The sequence below is a fragment of the Streptomyces mirabilis genome (genome assembly GCF_018310535.1).
Lineage (GTDB): Bacteria > Actinomycetota > Actinomycetes > Streptomycetales > Streptomycetaceae > Streptomyces.
Map to the genome: position 1 here is coordinate 7,249,592 of NZ_CP074102.1, position 17,268 is coordinate 7,266,859.

Consider the following 17,268-nt stretch of genomic DNA (forward strand, 5'->3'; position numbering starts at 1 on the left):
TGCGGCTCCGCCGCGTGGGCGCGCCCGGCCGCGAACCACCCGCACCTAGTAACGAGTGATCGCAGTCCCCCCACTCACCGTCCCGATCGCCATATGCGGCTCCTTGGCGGGATCGAGCCACGCGAGAATCCGTCGCATCGCGTCCTCCGACACCGACACACAGCCAGCCGTCGCCCCGGCCCCGTCGACGTGCAGGAAGATCCCCGCCCCGCGCCCCCGCACGGGCCGCCCGTAGTTGAACCCCACGACCAGCGCGTAGGCGTACTGCCTCGCGTACGCGATCAGATGCTCGGACTCGGACGCACGGCAGTCGGCCGGCCGTGGCTCGGTCCACCGGTTGTAGGAACGGGAGTCGTTGTCCTGGCACCACCAGGACTCCTTCCGCACCCGCCGGTACTGAAGCGCGGTGCCGGCCGGCGCGGCCTTGATCCCGAAGGCGAACGGAAGGTCGTACAGCCCCGTGGGTGTCGTGTTCGATCCCTGCTTGCGTGAGCCCCCCTCGGTCAGCCCCTTCGCCCCGAAGCGCGCCGCCGCCGAACCGGCCTTCACCCAGTGCCCGTCGCGCCGGTCCCACCAGGTGAGCGTGCCCGACGTCGAGTCCACGCGGGCCGCCTGAGCCGTGATCAGCTGGCCGCCGCCACCGGTGTCCGCCATCTGCTCGGGGAGGGTGGGCGGACCGCTGGGGGCCAGGGCGAGCAGGGACGCGGACGCGAGGGCGGCGGCTGCGAGGCGCATGGCTCAGACCGTACGGGGAGGCAGCGGGAGCGGCAGCCCGGGCAGGCCGTCCAGGCTCGTGGCCACGTGGTCCTTCTTGGTGAAGTACTCGCTCAGCGAGGCGTCGTCCTCGCGCGCGAAGCGCTTGCCGTGCAGGTCGCGGTCCGCTTCGTACGACATGAAGGGCACGGCGTAGCCGCAGGTGTCCCGGACGAGTTCGGCGGTCACGACGATGATCGCGCGCAGACCGTGCGGGGTCGGGTCGATGTCGGGGAAGTGCGTGAGCAGTTCCTTGAAGCGGGGGTCGTCGCGGAAGACGGGCTCGCCCTGGCCGTGCACCCGGACGATGTTCGGCGGGCCCTGGAAGGCGCACCACATGAGGGTGATCCGGCCGTTCTCCCGGAGATGGGCGATCGTCTCCGCGTTGCTGCCGGCGAAGTCCAGGTAGGCGACGGTGAGTTCGTCGAGGACGGCGAACGAGCCCGTGAGGCCCTTGGGGGAGAGGTTGACCGTGCCGTCCCCGGACAGGGGTGCCGTCGCGGTGAAGAAGAGGGGCTGCGCCTCGATGAACGAACGCAGCCTGCCGTCTATGCGCTCATAAGTCTTTCCCATGTCTAACGATTATTGGGCAAGACCGTTCGCCTGTCTAAGGAATTCACCCGTCCGGCGCATTGGTTCACGTGGCGGACGGATCCGTGGCCGCTGCGCCCCGGTCGGCGGACGGGGCGCAGCGGCCACGGAAGACGTCACTTGTTGAGCGTGCAGGTCGCGAGGGAGTCCAGGCCCGTGGGCTTGGCCGCGGTGCGGCCGATGGAGATGGCGATGCGGTCGATGGTCGACTTCCGCTTGTCCGCCAGGGGGCCGAGGATCGCGTTCTGCACGAAGTTCGGTCCGCCCTGGCCGACAGTGTTCGCCAGTCGGGTGTTCGCCTCGGTGATCTGGGTGTTCAGGAGCGTCAGGTTGCGGGTGACCTCGGCCTGCGCGGAGGCGGGGATCGCGGGCAGCTTCGACGCGACGTCCGGGCAGGTGATGGTGCCGGCGGCGGTGGTGCTGCCGGTGTTGCCCGTGTTTCCGGTGTTCCCCGTGTTGCCTGCCTGCTGGGTGGCCGTCGCGCTCGGGGCCGCGGTGGCGGCGGCGCCGCCCGAGTTCACCCCGTTCGCGTTCAGGGTGCAGGGCGCGAGCGAGTCGAGACCCGTGGGCTTGGCCGCGGTGCGGCCGATCGCGGTGGCGATGCGGTTGATCGTCGCCACCCGCTTGTCCTTGAGGGGGCCGAGGATCGCGTTCTGCACGAAGTTCGGTCCGCCCTGGCCGACGGTGTCGACGAGCCGCTTGTTGGCCTCGGCGATCTGGGTGTCCAGGAGGGTGAGGTTGCGGGTGACCTCGGCCTGCGCGGAGGCGGGGATCGCGGGCAGGCTCGGCGCGACGGCCGGGCAGTTCACGGTGCCCGGGGAGGTCGCGGCCTTGGTCGTGGCGTTCGTGCTGTTCTTGGACGTCTCCCCGGCCAAGGCGTTGCCGGCGATCACGGCTCCGGAGAGCACCACCGCGGCGGTGCCGCCGATCATCAGGACGCGGCGCTTGTTGTACTTCGGAAGGGCCCTGGACATGCGGAAGCCTCACTCGGTTCGGGGATGGGGGACCGTCCGGTGGTCGTCCGGGCGGTCCGTGGCTCGTCGCGTCTCGGTCTGCGAAGACCTCGGCGGCAAAAACCTCGGTGTACGAAAACCTCGGTGTACAAAAACGCGGCGCCTGCGTTCGGAGAGAGGTACGAGAAAGCGCGTTCTTTCGTTCAAGCGCTCTCCAAAGATTTCGTCGCGGCCCTCGCGAGTGCCGTCCGGGCCCGCGGACGGCACCTACGGGTGACCCGCGATTGACGATTCATGCGGAGTACTGCATACTCATGCATATCAGCGAATGCAGTGTGAGGAGAAACTCGTGACCGAGCGCGTCGTACTCGCCTATTCAGGCGGTCTGGACACCTCCGTCGCCATCGGCTGGATCGCCGAGGAGACGGGCGCCGAGGTCATCGCCGTCGCGGTCGACGTGGGTCAGGGCGGCGAGGACCTGGACGTCATCCGCAAGCGCGCGCTCGCCTGCGGTGCCGTCGAGGCCGAGGTCGCGGACGCCAAGGACGAGTTCGCCGAGGAGTACTGCCTCCCGGCGATCAAGGCCAACGCCCTCTACATGGACCGCTATCCGCTGGTGTCGGCCCTCTCCCGGCCGACCATCGTCAAGCACCTCGTCGCCGCCGCCCAGAAGCACGGCGCCACCACGGTCGCCCACGGCTGCACCGGCAAGGGCAACGACCAGGTGCGCTTCGAGGCCGGCATCGTCGCCCTCGCCCCCGGCCTCAAGTGCATCGCCCCGGTCCGTGACTACGCGATGACCCGGGACAAGGCGATCGCCTTCTGCGAGGAGAAGCAGCTCCCGATCGCCACCACCAAGAAGTCCCCTTACTCCATCGACCAGAACGTCTTCGGGCGCGCGGTCGAGACGGGCTTCCTGGAGGACATCTGGAACGCGCCGATCGAGGACATCTACGAGTACACCTCGAACCCGGCCGAGGCCCGCGAGGCCGACGAGGTCGTCATCTCCTTCAAGGAGGGTGTCCCGGTCGCCATCGACGGCAGGCCCGTCACCGTCCTGCAGGCCATCCAGCAGCTCAACGAGCGCGCCGGCGGCCAGGGCATCGGCCGGATCGACATGGTCGAGGACCGGCTCGTGGGCATCAAGTCCCGCGAGGTGTACGAGGCCCCGGGCGCGATCGCGCTCATCACGGCCCACCAGGAGCTGGAGAACGTCACCGTCGAGCGTGAACTCGCCCGCTACAAGCGGCAGGTCGAGCAGCGCTGGGGCGAGCTGGTCTACGACGGCCAGTGGTTCTCCCCGCTCAAGCGCGCCCTGGACGGCTTCATCAACGAGGCCAACCAGCACGTCAACGGCGACATCCGGATGACCCTGCACGGCGGCCGCGCGGTCGTCACCGGACGGCGCTCCGAGACCTCGCTCTACGACTTCGACCTGGCGACGTACGACACGGGCGACACCTTCGACCAGGCCGCCGCCAAGGGCTTCATCGACATCTACAGCCTGTCGTCGAAGATCGCGGCCAAGCGCGACCTCGCGTAAGCAGTAGCGTGATTGCCGCCTCCCTGGTCGTCTCACGGCAGGGAGGCGGCCGCACATCCGACACCTCCGAGGAGCACAGCAAGTGAGCAGCAACAGCGGTGACGTACGGCTCTGGGGCGGCCGTTTCGCCGACGGTCCCGCCGAGGCCCTGGCGAAGCTGTCCGCGTCCGTCCACTTCGACTGGCGGCTCGCGCCCTACGACATCGCCGGTTCACGTGCGCACGCGCGCGTGCTGCACAAGGCGGGACTGCTCACCGAGGACGAGCTGACGCGGATGCTCGCCGGGCTCGACGAGCTGGAGGCGGACGTCGCCGACGGCTCCTTCGTGGGCACGATCGCCGACGAGGACGTCCACACGGCACTGGAGCGGGGCCTGCTGGAGCGCCTCGGTCCCGACCTGGGCGGCAAGCTGCGCGCGGGCCGCTCCCGGAACGACCAGGTCGCGACGCTCTTCCGTATGTGTCTGCGCGACCACGCCCGTACGATCGGCGGTCTGATCGCCGACCTCCAGGACGCGCTGATCGGCCTCGCGGAGGCGCACCCGGACGTGGCGATGCCCGGCCGTACGCACCTCCAGCACGCCCAGCCGGTGCTCTTCGCCCACCATGTCCTGGCTCATGTCCAGCCCCTGTCCCGGGACGCGGAGCGGCTGCGCCAGTGGGACGAGCGTACGGCGGTCTCGCCGTACGGCTCCGGCGCGCTCGCGGGCAGCAGCCTCGGCCTGGACCCGGAGGCGGTGGCGAGGGACCTCGGCTTCGAGCACGGCTCCGTCGCGAACTCCATCGACGGCACGGCCTCCCGCGACTTCGTGGCGGAGTTCGCCTTCATCACCGCGATGATCGGCGTGAATCTCTCCCGGATCGCCGAGGAGGTCATCATCTGGAACACGAAGGAGTTCTCCTTCGTCACCCTCCACGACGCCTTCTCCACCGGCTCGTCGATCATGCCGCAGAAGAAGAACCCGGACATCGCCGAGCTGGCGCGCGGCAAGTCGGGCCGTCTGATCGGCAACCTCACGGGCCTGATGGCGACGCTCAAGGCGCTACCGCTCGCGTACAACCGCGACCTCCAGGAGGACAAGGAGCCGGTCTTCGACTCCATCGACCAACTGGAAGTCCTGCTCCCGGCCTTCACCGGCATGATGGCCACGCTCACCGTGCACCGCGAGCGCATGGAGGAGCTGGCCCCGGCCGGCTTCTCGCTCGCCACGGACATCGCCGAGTGGCTGGTCAAGCAGGGCGTGCCGTTCCGCGTCGCCCACGAGGTCGCCGGCGAGTGCGTCAAGGTCGCGGAGGCGGACGGCAAGGAGCTGAACGACCTCACCGACGAGCAGTTCGCGAAGATCTCCGCCCATCTCACCCCCGAGGTGCGCTCCGTCCTGAACGTCCCGGGTGCCCTCGCCTCCCGCGACGGCCGCGGCGGTACGGCACCCAGCGCGGTCGCCATCCAGCTCGCCGAGGTGAAGTCGGACGTGGCCGAGCAGCACGCGTGGGCCACAGCCAAGAAGAAGCTGTAAGGGAAGCGCCCCGAAAGGGGCGCGGGGAACTGCGCGAGCGACCCCCACCATCCCGCACCCGCCGAATCACCGCACCGACCGAGCGCTGAGGCGAAGGTCATCGCGGGTTACGTTGGTCAGGAGCCGCACCGGAGCCGACCGAACGGAGCCCGCGATGCCCTTCGCCCGTCTCGCGACCGCCACGACGCCCACCTGCCACATCGGCCTGGGCCTCGCCGCAGTAGGCCGCCCGGGTTACATCAACCTCGGCCGAGACCATGACCTCGGAGAGAATCGCAGCGTCGAAACGCTGCGCGCCCGTACCCACGAACTCCTCGACGCCGCCTACGCCCAGGGCGTGCGCTACTTCGACGCGGCCCGCTCCTACGGCCGCTCGGAGGAGTTCCTCGCCGACTGGCTGAAGAGCCGGCCGGACGTCGACGACGTGGTCATCGGCAGCAAGTGGGGCTACACGTACACCGCGGACTGGACCACCGACGCCGAGAAGCACGAGGTCAAGGACCACACCCTCGCCACGTACGAGCGACAGCGCGCCGAGACCGCCGCACTGCTCGGTGACCGGCTCGACCTGTACCAGATCCACTCGGTGACCCCGGACAGCCCGGCCCTCACCGACAAGGAACTCCACGCGAAGCTCGCCGAGGCGGCCGCCCAGGGCCTTTCGATCGGCTTCTCCACGAGCGGGCCCGCCCAGGCCGACGCCATCCGCGCCGCGCTCGCCGTGACGGTCGACGGCGAGCCCCTCTTCCGTACCGTCCAGTCCACGTACAACGTCCTGGAGACCTCGGCGGCGCCCGCCCTCGCCGAGGCGCACGACGCCGGGCTCACGGTGATCGTCAAGGAGGGCATGGCCAACGGCCGCCTGGCCGCCGAGCACGCGCCGGACGCGGTGCGGGCGATCGCGGAGGAGACGGGCCTCGGCGCCGACGCCGTCGCCCTCGCGCTGATCCTGCGGCAGCCCTGGGCCGGAGTCGTCCTCTCGGGCGCGGCCACCTCCGCCCAGCTCGCCTCGAACCTGCACGCGGCGGTCGTCGACCTGGACGAGGACCAGCTGACCCGCCTCGCCACGCTCGCGGAGGACTCGCACGCGTACTGGGAGCGGCGCGGGCAGCTGCCCTGGCACTGAGCACGGCAAAAGACTCAAACACCGCAAAAGACCTAAGGCTCGCAAAAGCTGGCGAAACGTGACGCGTGTGAGACTCGCCTGCCCCGTGTGAGACATGGATGTCTCACACGGGGTATAGTTGTCTCATGGCCGTCGACCGTGACCACGTGCTGCGCAGCGCAGCCGCCCTGCTCACCCGCAAATCCACCGCCACCATGGACGAGGTCGCCAGGGCGGCCGGGATCAGCCGGGCCACGCTGCACCGCCAGTTCGCCGGACGGGACGCGCTCGTCCGGGCGCTGGAGGCACTCGGCATCGAGGAGTGCGAGGCGGCGCTGGAGGCAGCCCGCCTCGACGAGGGCACCGCTCAGGAGGCCCTGCGCCGCCTGGTGAAAGAGCTCGAACGAGTGGCCGGGCTGCTCGCCTTCCTCTACACCGAGAACCAGCTGTTCGAGGGCGAGGGGCAGAACGAGGGCTGGGCCCGGCTCGATGCCCGGATGGCCGCCCTGTTCCGGCGCGGCCAGGAGGGCGGCGAGTTCCGCATCGACCTCAGCCCCGCCTGGCTCACCGAGGCGCTCTACGGGCTGATGGCCTCGGGGGCGTGGGCCGTGACCGAGGGCCGCGTCGCCGCCAAGGACTTCCACTACATGATCGTCGAGCTGCTGCTCGGCGGCGCACTACGGAGAGAGTGATCATGACCAGCACCCTGCAGCATGGGGGTGCCCCCTGCTCGAGCGAAGGCGAGAGCTTGGGGGAGTACAAGGTGGGGGTGGAGAAGCGTCCGGGCCGTTGGCTCGCGCTCTGCGTTCTCGTCCTCGCCGTGCTGTTGGTGGCCGTCGACGCGACCGTGCTCGGTCTCGCGACCCCTTACATCAGCGAGGACCTGAAGCCCTCCGGCACCCAGCTCCTGTGGATCGGTGACGTCTACTCGTTCGTCATCGCTGGTCTGCTCGTCTCCATGGGCAGCCTCGGCGACCGCATCGGCCGCAAGAAGCTGCTGCTGATGGGCGCCACGGCGTTCGGCGCGATATCGGTGCTCAACGCGTACGCGACGACCCCGGAGATGATGATCCTGGCGCGGGCGCTGCTCGGAGTCGCGGGCGCGACCCTGATGCCCGCCACGCTCGCCCTCATCCGCAACCTCTTCCACGACCCGCGCGAGCGCAGCCTCGCCATCGGCATCTGGGGCGCCACGGCCTCCGCCGGTACGGCGGTCGGGCCCGTCGTCGGTGGCTTCCTGCTCGAACACTTCTGGTGGGGTTCCGTCTTCCTCATCAACGTGCCCGTGATGCTCATCCTCGTCCCCGTCGGCATCAAGCTGCTGCCCGAGTCCCGCAACCCGAACCCCGGCCCCTGGGACCTGGCCAGCGTCGTGCTCTCCCTCGTCGGCATGATCGGCATCGTGTACGCGGTGAAGGAGGCCGCCACGCACGGGTTCACCTGGGAGCCGATGGCCGTCGGCGTGCTCGGTGCCGGGGCCCTCTGCGGCTTCGTGCGCCGTCAACTCGCGATGCCCGTACCGCTGCTGGACATGCGGCTGTTCCGCAACCGAGGTTTCTCGGCGGCGGTGCTCGCCGATCTGCTGACCGTCTTCGGCCTGTCCGGACTGGTCTTCTTCCTGTCCCAGTACCTGCAACTCGTCCAGGGCAGGCCGCCGTTCCAGGCGGGGCTCGCCGAACTGCCCGCCGCCATCGGCGCGGTGGGAGCGGGTCTGATCGCGGGCTCGGTCGCGCGCCGCTATTCGGTCCGTGCCGTGGTCTCCGGTGGTCTCGCCGCCGTGGGCCTCGCGCTCGGCGTGCTCACCCTGCTGAACCAGTCCACCGGGTACTCGGTGCTCGGCTCGGCGCTCCTGATCGTGGGCGTCGGCGCGGGCTTCTCGTTCACCGTCACCGCCGACGTGATCCTCTCCAGCGTGCCCAAGGAGCAGGCCGGCGCCGCGTCCGCGGTCTCCGAGACGGCGTACGAGCTCGGCGCCGCCCTCGGCATCGCCCTGCTCGGCTCCATCGTCACCGGCGTCTACGCGGGCTTCACCGGCCCCGCGGGCACCCCGGCCGGTGCCCACGAGTCCCTGGGCGGCGCGGTGGAGGCGGCGGCAACCCTGCCGACCCACGCCTCGGAGGCCCTGCTGACCGCGGCCCGCACATCCTTCGTGGACGGCCTGGCACTGGCGTCCGGCATCGGAGCGGCGGTACTGCTCGCCACAGCGGCGGCGGCATGGTTCCTGCTGAAGGGCCAGAACTTGGAAACCGGGGTCTAGGAAAGCGCCCCTTCAGGGGCGCGGGGCTGTGACCTTGTGCGGCTCCGCCGCGTGGGCGCGAGCAGCCCCAACGCACCCGCACCCGAACGACAAACTGCTACGCAGCCTTCGCCTTGGTGGCGTACATGTCCACGTACTCCTGCCCCGACAACCGCATGACCTCGGTCATCACGGAGTCGGTCACGGCCCGCAGCACATACCGGTCACGGTCCATGCCTTCGTACCGCGAGAACTCCATCGCCTCACCGAAGCGGACCGTGACGCGGCCCGGCCGCGGCATCCCCGCACCGCCGGGCTGCAGCTTGTCCGTGCCGATCATCGCGAACGGGACGACCGGGGCGCCGGTCATCAGGGTGAGGCGGGCGATACCGGTGCGGCCGCGGTAGAGCCGGCCGTCGGGGGAGCGGGTGCCCTCCGGGTAGATGCCGAAGACCTTGCCCTCCTCCAGAATGCGACGGCCCGTCATCAGCGCCGCGACACCACCGTTGGCGCCGTCCCGGTCCACCGGGATCATGCCGACGCCGGTGAAGAACCAGGCCATGAGGCGGCCCTTGAACCCCTTGCCGGTGACGTACTCGTCCTTGCCGATGAAGAGCACCTGTCGGTCACAGACCAGGGGCAGGATCATCGAGTCGATGAACGTGAGGTGGTTGCCGGCCAGGATGACCGGACCGTCGCCCGGGATGTGCTCCACGCCTTCCACCCGTGGGCGGAACATCAGGCGCATGATCGGTCCGAGCACTGCCTTGATGAGCGCGAAGCGGGACAACGGGCCCTCCGGTGTCAAGGGATCGGTATGAAGTATGTGCAGGTGAGGACGATACTCGCGGCCCCCCGGTGATTGCACATCGGGTTCACCGACTGGATACGGACTGTTGACCAATGTTTACCTGAGGTGGCGGGCTGTTGCGCGTTCGTCACACGGACGGAAGCATGTGACGTATCTCGCGGCGGCTTCGACCGCCACGCCGAACGGGTCGCACAGTTTGACCGGGTCGCACGTCCTGCCCGGGTCGAACGGATGGAACGGGGGATCGTGGGATACATGGTCGTGACGCTCGCCGCCTTGGTCCTGATCGTCGGGAGTGCCGCAGTCGTCCTGATCCGCAGGGACCGCCGCCGCGTCTATGACAGCCCCGACTCGGCGCGGATCGAGGCGCAGGCGACCAGGGGCCTGCGCGACGCCCGCCGCCGCGCCCACGCGGCCCAGCATGTCAGCGACTCCGGGGCCGTCAGCGCCGCCCGGGACCGGGACCCCGGAATCGGGAACCTCTGACCGCGTACCCGGACCGCGTACCCACCACCGTCACCCCGAAACTGACGGGTCGCCAGCCCCCGTGTTCCGTACGACTGTTCCGTACGTCATCCAGCGGAACCCACGTGTTCCGCCACAGGTCTCCCTCCCGTCACGGAAGGGAACCTACGATCGACGCGCTTTGACAGGTACGGGGCGGTACGGCGGGAGGAGCGCTCATGGGGACGCAGGGGACGCAGGGGACGCACGGGACGCGGGGCATACCGGAGTCGCGGGAGCCGAACGGGCAGGACCGGGGCACGGCGCGACGCGCGCTGCTCGGGGCCGCGGTGCTCGGCGCGGGCGGAGCGGTCCTCGGGCTGCCGGGTGCGGCGAGAGCGGACGAGCGGCACGCGAGCGACGGGCACGGCGGCGGCTACAAGAGCCTGCCGAAGCCGGCCGTCATCGGGCACCGGGGCGCCAGCGGCTACCGGCCCGAGCACACCTTCGGCTCGTACCAGCTGGCCCTCGACATGGGCGCCGACGTCGTCGAGGCCGGTGACCTGGTACCCACCAAGGACGGCCACCTCGTCTGCCGGCACGAGCCGGAGATCGGCGGCACCACCGACGTGTCGGCGCACCCCGAGTTCGCCGACCGCAAGACCACCAAGACCCTCGACGGCATCCCCATCACGGGCTGGTTCACCGAGGACTTCACCCTCGCCGAGCTGAAGACCCTGCGGGCCGTCGAGCGCATCCCCGCCAACCGCCCGCACAACACGCTCTACAACGGCCGCTGGGAGATTCCCACCTTCGAAGAGGTGCTCCACTGGCAGGACGAGCAGACCCGCAAGCGCGGCAAGCAGGTCTGGATCTACCCCGAGACCAAGCACCCCACCTACTTCCGGGCGCTGGGCCTCGGCCTGGAGGAGCGCCTCGCCAAGGTGCTCCGCAAGCACGGCAAGGACAAGAAGAACTCGCCGGTCATCATCCAGTCCTTCGAGCCGACCAGCATCCAGCGCCTGGACGAGCTGGTCGACAACCCGCTCGTCGTGCTGCTCTCCGCCGCGAACACCCGCCCCTGGGACTTCGTCACGACGGGTGACCTGCGTACCGTCGCCGACCTCGTCAAGCCCGAGGGCCTGAAGTGGATCGCCTCGTACGCGCAGGGCATCGGCCCCACGCTCGACCTGGTCATCCTCAAGGACGCGAACGGCGCCCTCACCACGCCGACCACGCTGGTCGCCGACGCGCACCGCGCGGGTCTGATCCTGCACCCGTACACCATGCGCAACGAGAACACCTTCCTGCCCGCGAACTTCCGGCAGGGCACCGACCCGAACGCCTACGGCGACGCCTTCGGCGCCTTCAAGACCTACTTCGCCACGGGCATCGACGGCGTCTTCTCGGACAACGCGGACACCGCGCTGCTCGCCCGCGAGGACTTCGTCAACGGATGATCCACCCACCCCGATGGGGTGACAGTCGCCCGCCCCGGCAACCCCCTGCCGGGGCGTCGGCGTCCCGCCGCATATGACCCACGAGATGGTTTCCACCCTGCGTCCGCTGCTCGCCGCCGAGGCCTCGGCGGAAGGCTTTGCGTCCGGGACCGAACCGAGCGACCTCGAACAGGCCGTCTGGCTGCGCCTCCTGGAGCGCCTCGACTCGGACGGGCCGCCCGTCGACCCGCAGGGCTGGTTGCGCCGCGCCGTGCGCTCCGAGGTACGCCGCAGCCGCCGTACGGCCCGGCATGAGCGGCCGTACGTCTCCGAGCCCGCCGACGAGAGCGGGCCGGACCCCGAACAGCAGGTGATGACCGCCGACAGCCGGCGCGCCCTGCACGACGCGGTCCGTCGGCTGCCGGGCCGCTGCCCCAGCCTGATGGCGGCACTGCTCTCCCCGAAGGACCTCACCTATCGGGAGATCGCAGGCGAGTTGGGTATCTCACAGGGCAGTCTGGGTCCGGAACGTTCCAGATGTCTGGGATGTCTGCGTCGCCTGCTCTCCCCGGTGGTTGCGGCCCGCGAACGACGGGGATAGGAGTGGGGGACGACCGGTGGAACAGGTGAGCGGGAGGCATGCACACATGGGCATGAGCGTGACCATCTCGGCGGCGACCGAGCAGGACGCAGAGCAGATCCTCAAGCTGCAGTACCTCTGCTACCAGAGCGAGGCCGAGCTGTACGGGGACTACGGCATCGAGCCGCTCACGCAGCCGCTCGACTCCCTCAGGGCAGAGCTGGCGGACGGTACGGTCCTGGTGGCCAGGCTGGGCGAAGAGGTGGTGGCCTCGGTCCGCGGAGCCGTGGGCCCGGACGGCACGGCCCGCATCAACAAGCTCATCGTCCACCCGCGCATGCAGCGCCACGGCCTGGGCGGGCGGCTGCTCGCCGCGATCGAGGCCAAGCTCGCAACGGACGGCGCGGCCAAGTCCTTCCAGCTCTTCACCGGCCACCGCAGCGACCGCAACCTGCGGATGTACCGCAAGCACGGTTACGCGCAGGTCTCCACGGAGCGCGTCGACGAGCGGCTCACCCTGGTGACCCTGCAGAAGGGCGCCGACGCGGGCGCGTTCGTGGCCAGCGCCTGACCAGCGTCCGTGCTCAGGTCCCGTGCTCAGGGCCCGAACTCCGGGCCCGAGCTACGCCGACCAGTCGGCCGTGCGCGCCTTGCGCAGCCAGTACATGGCCGACAGCGGCAGCAGCACCGGGATGAACAGATAGCCGATCCCGTAGTCCGACCACACGGTGGCGTCGGGGAAGGCGGACGGCTCGACCAGCGTCCAGGTCCCGACGGTCAGCACGCCCAAGAGCTCGGCGGCGCAGCACACCAGCGCCGCCCTGCGGGCCGTTTCACCGCCGCGCACGAGTGAGTACGTGATGAAGCCGTAGACGAGGCCCGCGACCGCCGACAGCGAGTAGGCGAGCGGGGCCTTGTCGAACTCCGTCGAGATCTGGACGGCGGAGCGCGACACGGCGCCGACGACCATCACGCCGTACAGCCAGAGCAGCAGCATGCCCGGGCCGCTGATCAGCCGGGTGCGCTTCTTCTCCGGGTTCTCCCGCCTCTCCTGAGGCGCGGTCCCGTTCTCCTCCGTGGCCGTCATCTCAGCCTCCCCAGATGTCATAGAGCCGCACCTCCAGTACGGCGAGGACGACACCGCCGGCCGCCACCGTGATCGATCCCCAGCGGGTGCGCTCCGCCAGCGACATGAAGCCCGCGGCCGGAATGCACGCGAAGGCACCGAGCAGATACGCCACGAAGATGGTCGTGCCCTGGTCGGGCTTCTCGCCGCGCGCCAGCTGGACGATGCCGACCACCAGCTGGATCAGGGCGAGCAGCGTCACCACGGCCATGCCGATGAAGTGCCAGTCCTTGGTGGGCTGATCACGGTAGGCGGCCCAGCCGCACCAGGCGGCGAGCGCGAGCGCGGCGACGGCGGTCGCGACCGTCAGGGCATCAAGCATGCCGTGACCCTATTACGGGCCAAAAGGCCCGGTGCCCTCGCCCCCGGGCTGCCCCGTAGGGTCGAGAGCATGAAGATCCACGCTGATGCCCTGCTGTTCGACAACGACGGGACGCTCGTCTCATCCCTCGAGTCGGTGAACCGGTGCTGGACACGATGGGCGCGCGAATACGGGATCACCGCGGAGGACTTCGCCCGGATCGAACTGCACGGTCGCCCCGCCGTCGAGATAGCCGCCGACCTGCTGCCCGCCGACCTCGTCCCCGAGGCGCTCGCGCGCATCGAACTGCTGGAGGTCGAGGACGTCCCCGGCGGCGTCGTCCTGCTCCCCGGCACCGCCGCGTTCCTCGACTCGCTGCCGGCCGACCGCTGGGCCGTCGTCACGTCCGCCACCCGTCGACTGGCCGAGGCCCGGCTCGCCGAGGTCGGTATCCGGCCCAAGACGCTGATCTCCGCCGACGACATCACCCGCGGCAAGCCCGACCCCGAGCCCTACCTCCTCGCCGCCCGTGAACTGGGTGTCGACCCGGCCCGTTGCGTCGTCTTCGAGGACGCCCCGGCGGGCCTGCAGGCAGGTCGCGCCGCCGGGATGACCACCGTGGCGTTGGCCACAACCCACGAGGCGTCCGAGCTGGACGCGGACCTCGTGGTGAAGGACCTCTCGGCCCTGTCCGCACTGGTCACCGGCGGGGGAGTGGAGATCTCCACCCGCGGCTGAGAGGTGTCCACCGCTGTCCGTCATACGGACAGCGCTTCTGGGTCCCGCCTGTACGTCTGCTTTACTTGATCCCATGACCACGACGAGCAGCCGCATCCTTGCGACCGAGGCGACCATGACGCCCGGTGCTCGTTGTATGTGTCGAATGTGCGCCTTCTAGAGGGCCCCTGCACCACCGCCCCGTCTCGCGCCCCGAAGCGAGACCGCCGCGCCCTGTCCGTACCCCGTACGTGAGCGGCGTCGCCCCGCGCGCATGTTCTCCCCCGGATTCATCCGGTTCCATCGCCACCGCGAGAACCGTGTCGCGTTCCCGACCGAATGCACCCGTGCCGGCGCACACCCGCGCCCCGCACTCGACAGTGACGGAAACCCCCAGTGATCACGACAACGGGCCTCACCAAGGTCTACCGCTCGCGCGGCCGTGAAGTGACCGCCCTCGACGGCGTCGATCTGCATGTCCGCGAAGGCGAGGTGTACGGCGTCATCGGCCAGTCCGGCGCCGGCAAGTCCTCCCTCATCCGCTGCGTCAACCTTCTGGAGCGTCCCACCGCCGGCACGGTCACCGTCGCCGGACAGGACCTCACCGCGCTCGCCGGCCGCGGCCCGCGCGCGGGCAAGGAACTCCGCCAGGCCCGCAGCCGTATCGGCATGGTCTTCCAGCACTTCAACCTGCTGTCCTCGCGCACCGTGCAGGACAACGTCGAGCTGCCGCTCGAAATCCTTGGCCTGTCGGGGAAGGAACGATCCTCCAAGGCGCTCGGGCTGCTCGACCTGGTCGGTCTCTCCGACAAGGCCAAGGCCTACCCGGCCCAGCTCTCCGGCGGCCAGAAGCAGCGCGTCGGCATCGCCCGCGCCCTGGCCGGCGACCCCAAGGTGCTGCTCTCCGACGAGGCCACCAGTGCCCTCGACCCCGAGACCACCCGCTCCATCCTCCAGCTGCTGCGCGACCTGAACCGGCAGCTGGGCCTGACCGTCCTGCTCATCACCCACGAGATGGACGTCGTCAAGACGATCTGCGACTCGGCCGCGCTCATGGAGAAGGGCCGCATCGTCGAGTCCGGCACCGTCAGCGAGCTGCTCGCGACCCCCGGCTCCGAACTCGCCGGGGCACTCTTCCCGGTGAGCGGCGAGCCGTCCGGCGACGACCGCACCGTCATCGACGTCACCTTCCACGGCGAGGCCGCCACCCAGCCCGTCATCTCGCAGCTCTCGCGCACGTACAACATCGACATCTCGATCCTCGGCGCGGCGATGGACACCGTCGCAGGCAAGCAGGTCGGCCGGATGCGCATCGAACTGCCCGGCCGCTACGAGGAGAACGTCGTGCCGATCGGGTTCCTGCGCGAGCAGGGCCTGCAGATCGACATCCAGGGCCAGCAGCCCGTACTCGTGAAGGACGGCGCCAAGTGACCTGGTCGGAGATGCAGCCCCTGCTGTCCCAGGCGTGTTGGGACACGCTCTACATGGTCGGCTGGTCCACGCTGATCGCGATCGTCGGCGGTCTGCCGCTCGGTGTTCTGCTCGTCTTGACCGACCGCGGCGGACTCCTGCAGAACGTCGTCGTGAACAAGGTCATCGGGCAGGTCGTGAACATCGCCCGCTCGCTGCCGTTCATCATCCTGATGGTCGCGCTGATGAACTTCACGCGCACGATCACGGGAACGACCATCGGACGCGAGGCGGCGATCGTGCCGCTCGCCGTCGGCGCGATCCCCTTCTTCGCGCGCCTGGTCGAGACCGCGGTCCGCGAAGTGGACGGCGGTCGCGTCGAGGCCGTGCAGTCGATGGGCGGCAACACCTGGACCGTCGTGCGCAAGGTGCTCGTACCGGAGTCGCTGCCGTCGCTGATCTCCTCCGCGACCACCACGATCGTCGCCCTCATCGGCTACTCCGCGATGGCCGGCACCGTCGGCGCCGGCGGGCTCGGCGACATCGCCATCCGCTACGGCTACCAGCGCTTCGAGACCGGACTGATGTGGATCACCGTGGCGATCCTCGCGGTCGTCATCTCGCTCATCCAGTTCGCCGGCGACTACGCGGCCCGCACCCTGCACCGGCGCGGCGGCCACTCCGGTGCCGCTCCGAAGCTGCGGCTGCTGAAGGCCAAGGAGCCCGCCACCGCGGAGGTCGGCAAGGTCGCCTGAGGCCGCCCGACACCCCCTTCTGGTTCTCCCCCCACCCGCAGATTTCCCCGTAACCACCCACCACGGGGTCGCTCCACCCTTAAGGAAAGGCACTTTTCGTGCGTAACACCGCCAAGATCACCACCGCAGTCCTCGCCGCCGGAGCCCTCACCCTCGGCCTCTCCGCCTGCGGCTCGGACAAGAGCAGCAGCGCCTCCGACACCAGCGGTCCGCTGGTCGTGGCCGCCAGCCCCACCCCGCACGCCGAGATCCTCGACTACATCAAGGACAACCTGGCGAAGAAGGCCGGCCTCGACCTGCAGGTCAAGGAGTTCACGGACTACGTCACGCCGAACACGGCGACCGAGGACGGGTCCGTCGGCGCCAACTACTTCCAGAACCAGCCGTACCTCGACGACTTCAACAAGAAGAACGGCACCCACATCGTGCCCGTCGTCACGGTCCACCTGGAACCGCTCGGTCTCTACTCCCACAAGATCAAGAAGACCGACGAGCTCAAGAGCGGTGCGACGGTCGCCGTCCCGAACGACACGGTCAACGAGGCGCGGGCGCTCAAGCTGCTCGCCTCCAAGGGGCTCATCACGCTCAAGGACGGCGCGGGCAACAGCGCGACCACCCAGGACATCGCGAAGAACCCGAAGAACCTCAAGTTCAAGGAGCTGGAGGCGGCCCAGACCCCGCGCTCCCTGGACGACGTCGACGCCGCGGTGATCAACGGCAACTACGCCATCTCCTCCGGCCTCAAGCCGGCCAAGGACGCGCTCTTCCTGGAGTCCGCGACGAACAACCCCTACGGCAACTTCCTCGCCGTCAAGAAGGGCAACGAGAGCGACCCGCGGGTGAAGAAGCTCGCCAAGCTCCTCACCTCGCCCGAGGTCAAGAAGTTCATCGAGGACAAGTACGCCGGTTCGGTCATCCCGTCGTTCTAGTTTCGGTCATCCCGTCGTTCTGGTCGGGTCACCGTACGGGGTCCACTCCATCACTCGGA

General features: G+C 69.6%; 19 protein-coding genes. 13 read left to right on the plus strand and 6 right to left on the minus strand.

Translation table 11 applies throughout. From position 1 onward, the window contains the following. Positions 1–45 precede the first annotated feature (45 nt). The 3 genes from SMIR_RS32010 to SMIR_RS32020 all read right to left on the minus strand — a co-directional run bounded on the left by SMIR_RS32010 (position 46) and on the right by SMIR_RS32020 (position 2,318). Complete coding sequence (locus tag SMIR_RS32010) at positions 46–735, minus strand: L,D-transpeptidase family protein (protein ID WP_168490087.1); 690 nt, start codon at positions 733–735, stop codon at positions 46–48. Positions 736–738: 3 nt separating this feature from the next. After that, positions 739–1,326, minus strand: a complete 588-nt coding sequence (locus SMIR_RS32015; protein ID WP_168490086.1) for a pyridoxamine 5'-phosphate oxidase family protein — start codon at positions 1,324–1,326, stop codon at positions 739–741. 134 nt (positions 1,327–1,460) lie between these two features. Beyond that, on the minus strand, positions 1,461–2,318 hold the full coding sequence (locus tag SMIR_RS32020) for a hypothetical protein (protein ID WP_168490085.1): 858 nt from the start codon (positions 2,316–2,318) through the stop codon (positions 1,461–1,463). A gap of 328 nt (positions 2,319–2,646) precedes the next feature. On the opposite strand from SMIR_RS32020, the gene SMIR_RS32025 reads away from it, so the two are divergent. From SMIR_RS32025 to SMIR_RS32045, 5 genes are all read left to right on the plus strand, one after another. Further along, on the plus strand, positions 2,647–3,840 hold the full coding sequence (locus SMIR_RS32025; protein WP_168490084.1) for an argininosuccinate synthase: 1,194 nt from the start codon (positions 2,647–2,649) through the stop codon (positions 3,838–3,840). An 82-nt stretch (positions 3,841–3,922) separates the two neighbouring features. Continuing rightward, the gene (gene argH / locus SMIR_RS32030) at positions 3,923–5,356 is read left to right on the plus strand and encodes an argininosuccinate lyase (RefSeq protein ID WP_168490083.1); all 1,434 of its coding nucleotides are present in this window, start codon (positions 3,923–3,925) and stop codon (positions 5,354–5,356) included. Between the two features lie 154 nt (positions 5,357–5,510). Continuing rightward, complete coding sequence (locus SMIR_RS32035; protein WP_168490082.1) at positions 5,511–6,482, plus strand: aldo/keto reductase; 972 nt, start codon at positions 5,511–5,513, stop codon at positions 6,480–6,482. 125 nt (positions 6,483–6,607) lie between these two features. After that, positions 6,608–7,153, plus strand: coding sequence for a TetR/AcrR family transcriptional regulator (locus tag SMIR_RS32040; RefSeq protein ID WP_180362588.1), 546 nt, complete (start codon positions 6,608–6,610; stop codon positions 7,151–7,153). Positions 7,154–7,155: 2 nt separating this feature from the next. Beyond that, on the plus strand, positions 7,156–8,718 hold the full coding sequence (locus SMIR_RS32045; RefSeq protein WP_168490080.1) for an MFS transporter: 1,563 nt from the start codon (positions 7,156–7,158) through the stop codon (positions 8,716–8,718). 97 nt (positions 8,719–8,815) lie between these two features. Here the strand turns inward: SMIR_RS32045 and SMIR_RS32050 are convergent, their stop codons facing one another. Further along, positions 8,816–9,487 carry a lysophospholipid acyltransferase family protein gene (locus tag SMIR_RS32050; protein WP_054230621.1) on the minus strand — a complete coding sequence of 224 codons (672 nt, stop codon included), beginning with the start codon at positions 9,485–9,487 and terminating at the stop codon, positions 8,816–8,818. A 267-nt stretch (positions 9,488–9,754) separates the two neighbouring features. On the opposite strand from SMIR_RS32050, the gene SMIR_RS32055 reads away from it, so the two are divergent. The 4 genes from SMIR_RS32055 to SMIR_RS32070 all read left to right on the plus strand — a co-directional run bounded on the left by SMIR_RS32055 (position 9,755) and on the right by SMIR_RS32070 (position 12,542). After that, on the plus strand, positions 9,755–9,994 hold the full coding sequence (locus SMIR_RS32055; RefSeq protein WP_168490079.1) for a hypothetical protein: 240 nt from the start codon (positions 9,755–9,757) through the stop codon (positions 9,992–9,994). 197 nt (positions 9,995–10,191) lie between these two features. Next, complete coding sequence (locus SMIR_RS32060) at positions 10,192–11,412, plus strand: glycerophosphodiester phosphodiesterase (RefSeq protein WP_212727693.1); 1,221 nt, start codon at positions 10,192–10,194, stop codon at positions 11,410–11,412. Positions 11,413–11,485: 73 nt separating this feature from the next. Beyond that, entirely contained in the window at positions 11,486–11,992 is a 507-nt protein-coding gene (locus SMIR_RS32065) for a sigma-70 family RNA polymerase sigma factor (protein WP_168490077.1), read from the plus strand. Positions 11,993–12,038: 46 nt separating this feature from the next. Then, on the plus strand, positions 12,039–12,542 hold the full coding sequence (locus tag SMIR_RS32070; protein WP_168490076.1) for a GNAT family N-acetyltransferase: 504 nt from the start codon (positions 12,039–12,041) through the stop codon (positions 12,540–12,542). A 51-nt stretch (positions 12,543–12,593) separates the two neighbouring features. Here the strand turns inward: SMIR_RS32070 and SMIR_RS32075 are convergent, their stop codons facing one another. After that, positions 12,594–13,058, minus strand: a complete 465-nt coding sequence (locus tag SMIR_RS32075) for a hypothetical protein (protein ID WP_422664478.1) — start codon at positions 13,056–13,058, stop codon at positions 12,594–12,596. Between the two features lies 1 nt (position 13,059). Then, positions 13,060–13,419, minus strand: coding sequence for a hypothetical protein (locus tag SMIR_RS32080; protein ID WP_101406199.1), 360 nt, complete (start codon positions 13,417–13,419; stop codon positions 13,060–13,062). Positions 13,420–13,488: 69 nt separating this feature from the next. Here SMIR_RS32080 and SMIR_RS32085 point away from each other — a divergent pair, with 69 nt between their 5' ends. From SMIR_RS32085 to SMIR_RS32100, 4 genes are all read left to right on the plus strand, one after another. Continuing rightward, complete coding sequence (locus SMIR_RS32085; RefSeq protein WP_168490075.1) at positions 13,489–14,136, plus strand: HAD family hydrolase; 648 nt, start codon at positions 13,489–13,491, stop codon at positions 14,134–14,136. Positions 14,137–14,511: 375 nt separating this feature from the next. Further along, the gene (locus SMIR_RS32090; protein WP_168490074.1) at positions 14,512–15,546 is read left to right on the plus strand and encodes a methionine ABC transporter ATP-binding protein; all 1,035 of its coding nucleotides are present in this window, start codon (positions 14,512–14,514) and stop codon (positions 15,544–15,546) included. Next, entirely contained in the window at positions 15,543–16,280 is a 738-nt protein-coding gene (locus SMIR_RS32095) for a methionine ABC transporter permease (RefSeq protein ID WP_168490073.1), read from the plus strand. The genes SMIR_RS32090 and SMIR_RS32095 overlap by 4 nt, the downstream gene beginning before the upstream one ends. 98 nt (positions 16,281–16,378) lie before the next feature. Further along, the gene (locus SMIR_RS32100) at positions 16,379–17,209 is read left to right on the plus strand and encodes a MetQ/NlpA family ABC transporter substrate-binding protein (protein WP_075027598.1); all 831 of its coding nucleotides are present in this window, start codon (positions 16,379–16,381) and stop codon (positions 17,207–17,209) included. Positions 17,210–17,268 lie beyond the last annotated feature (59 nt).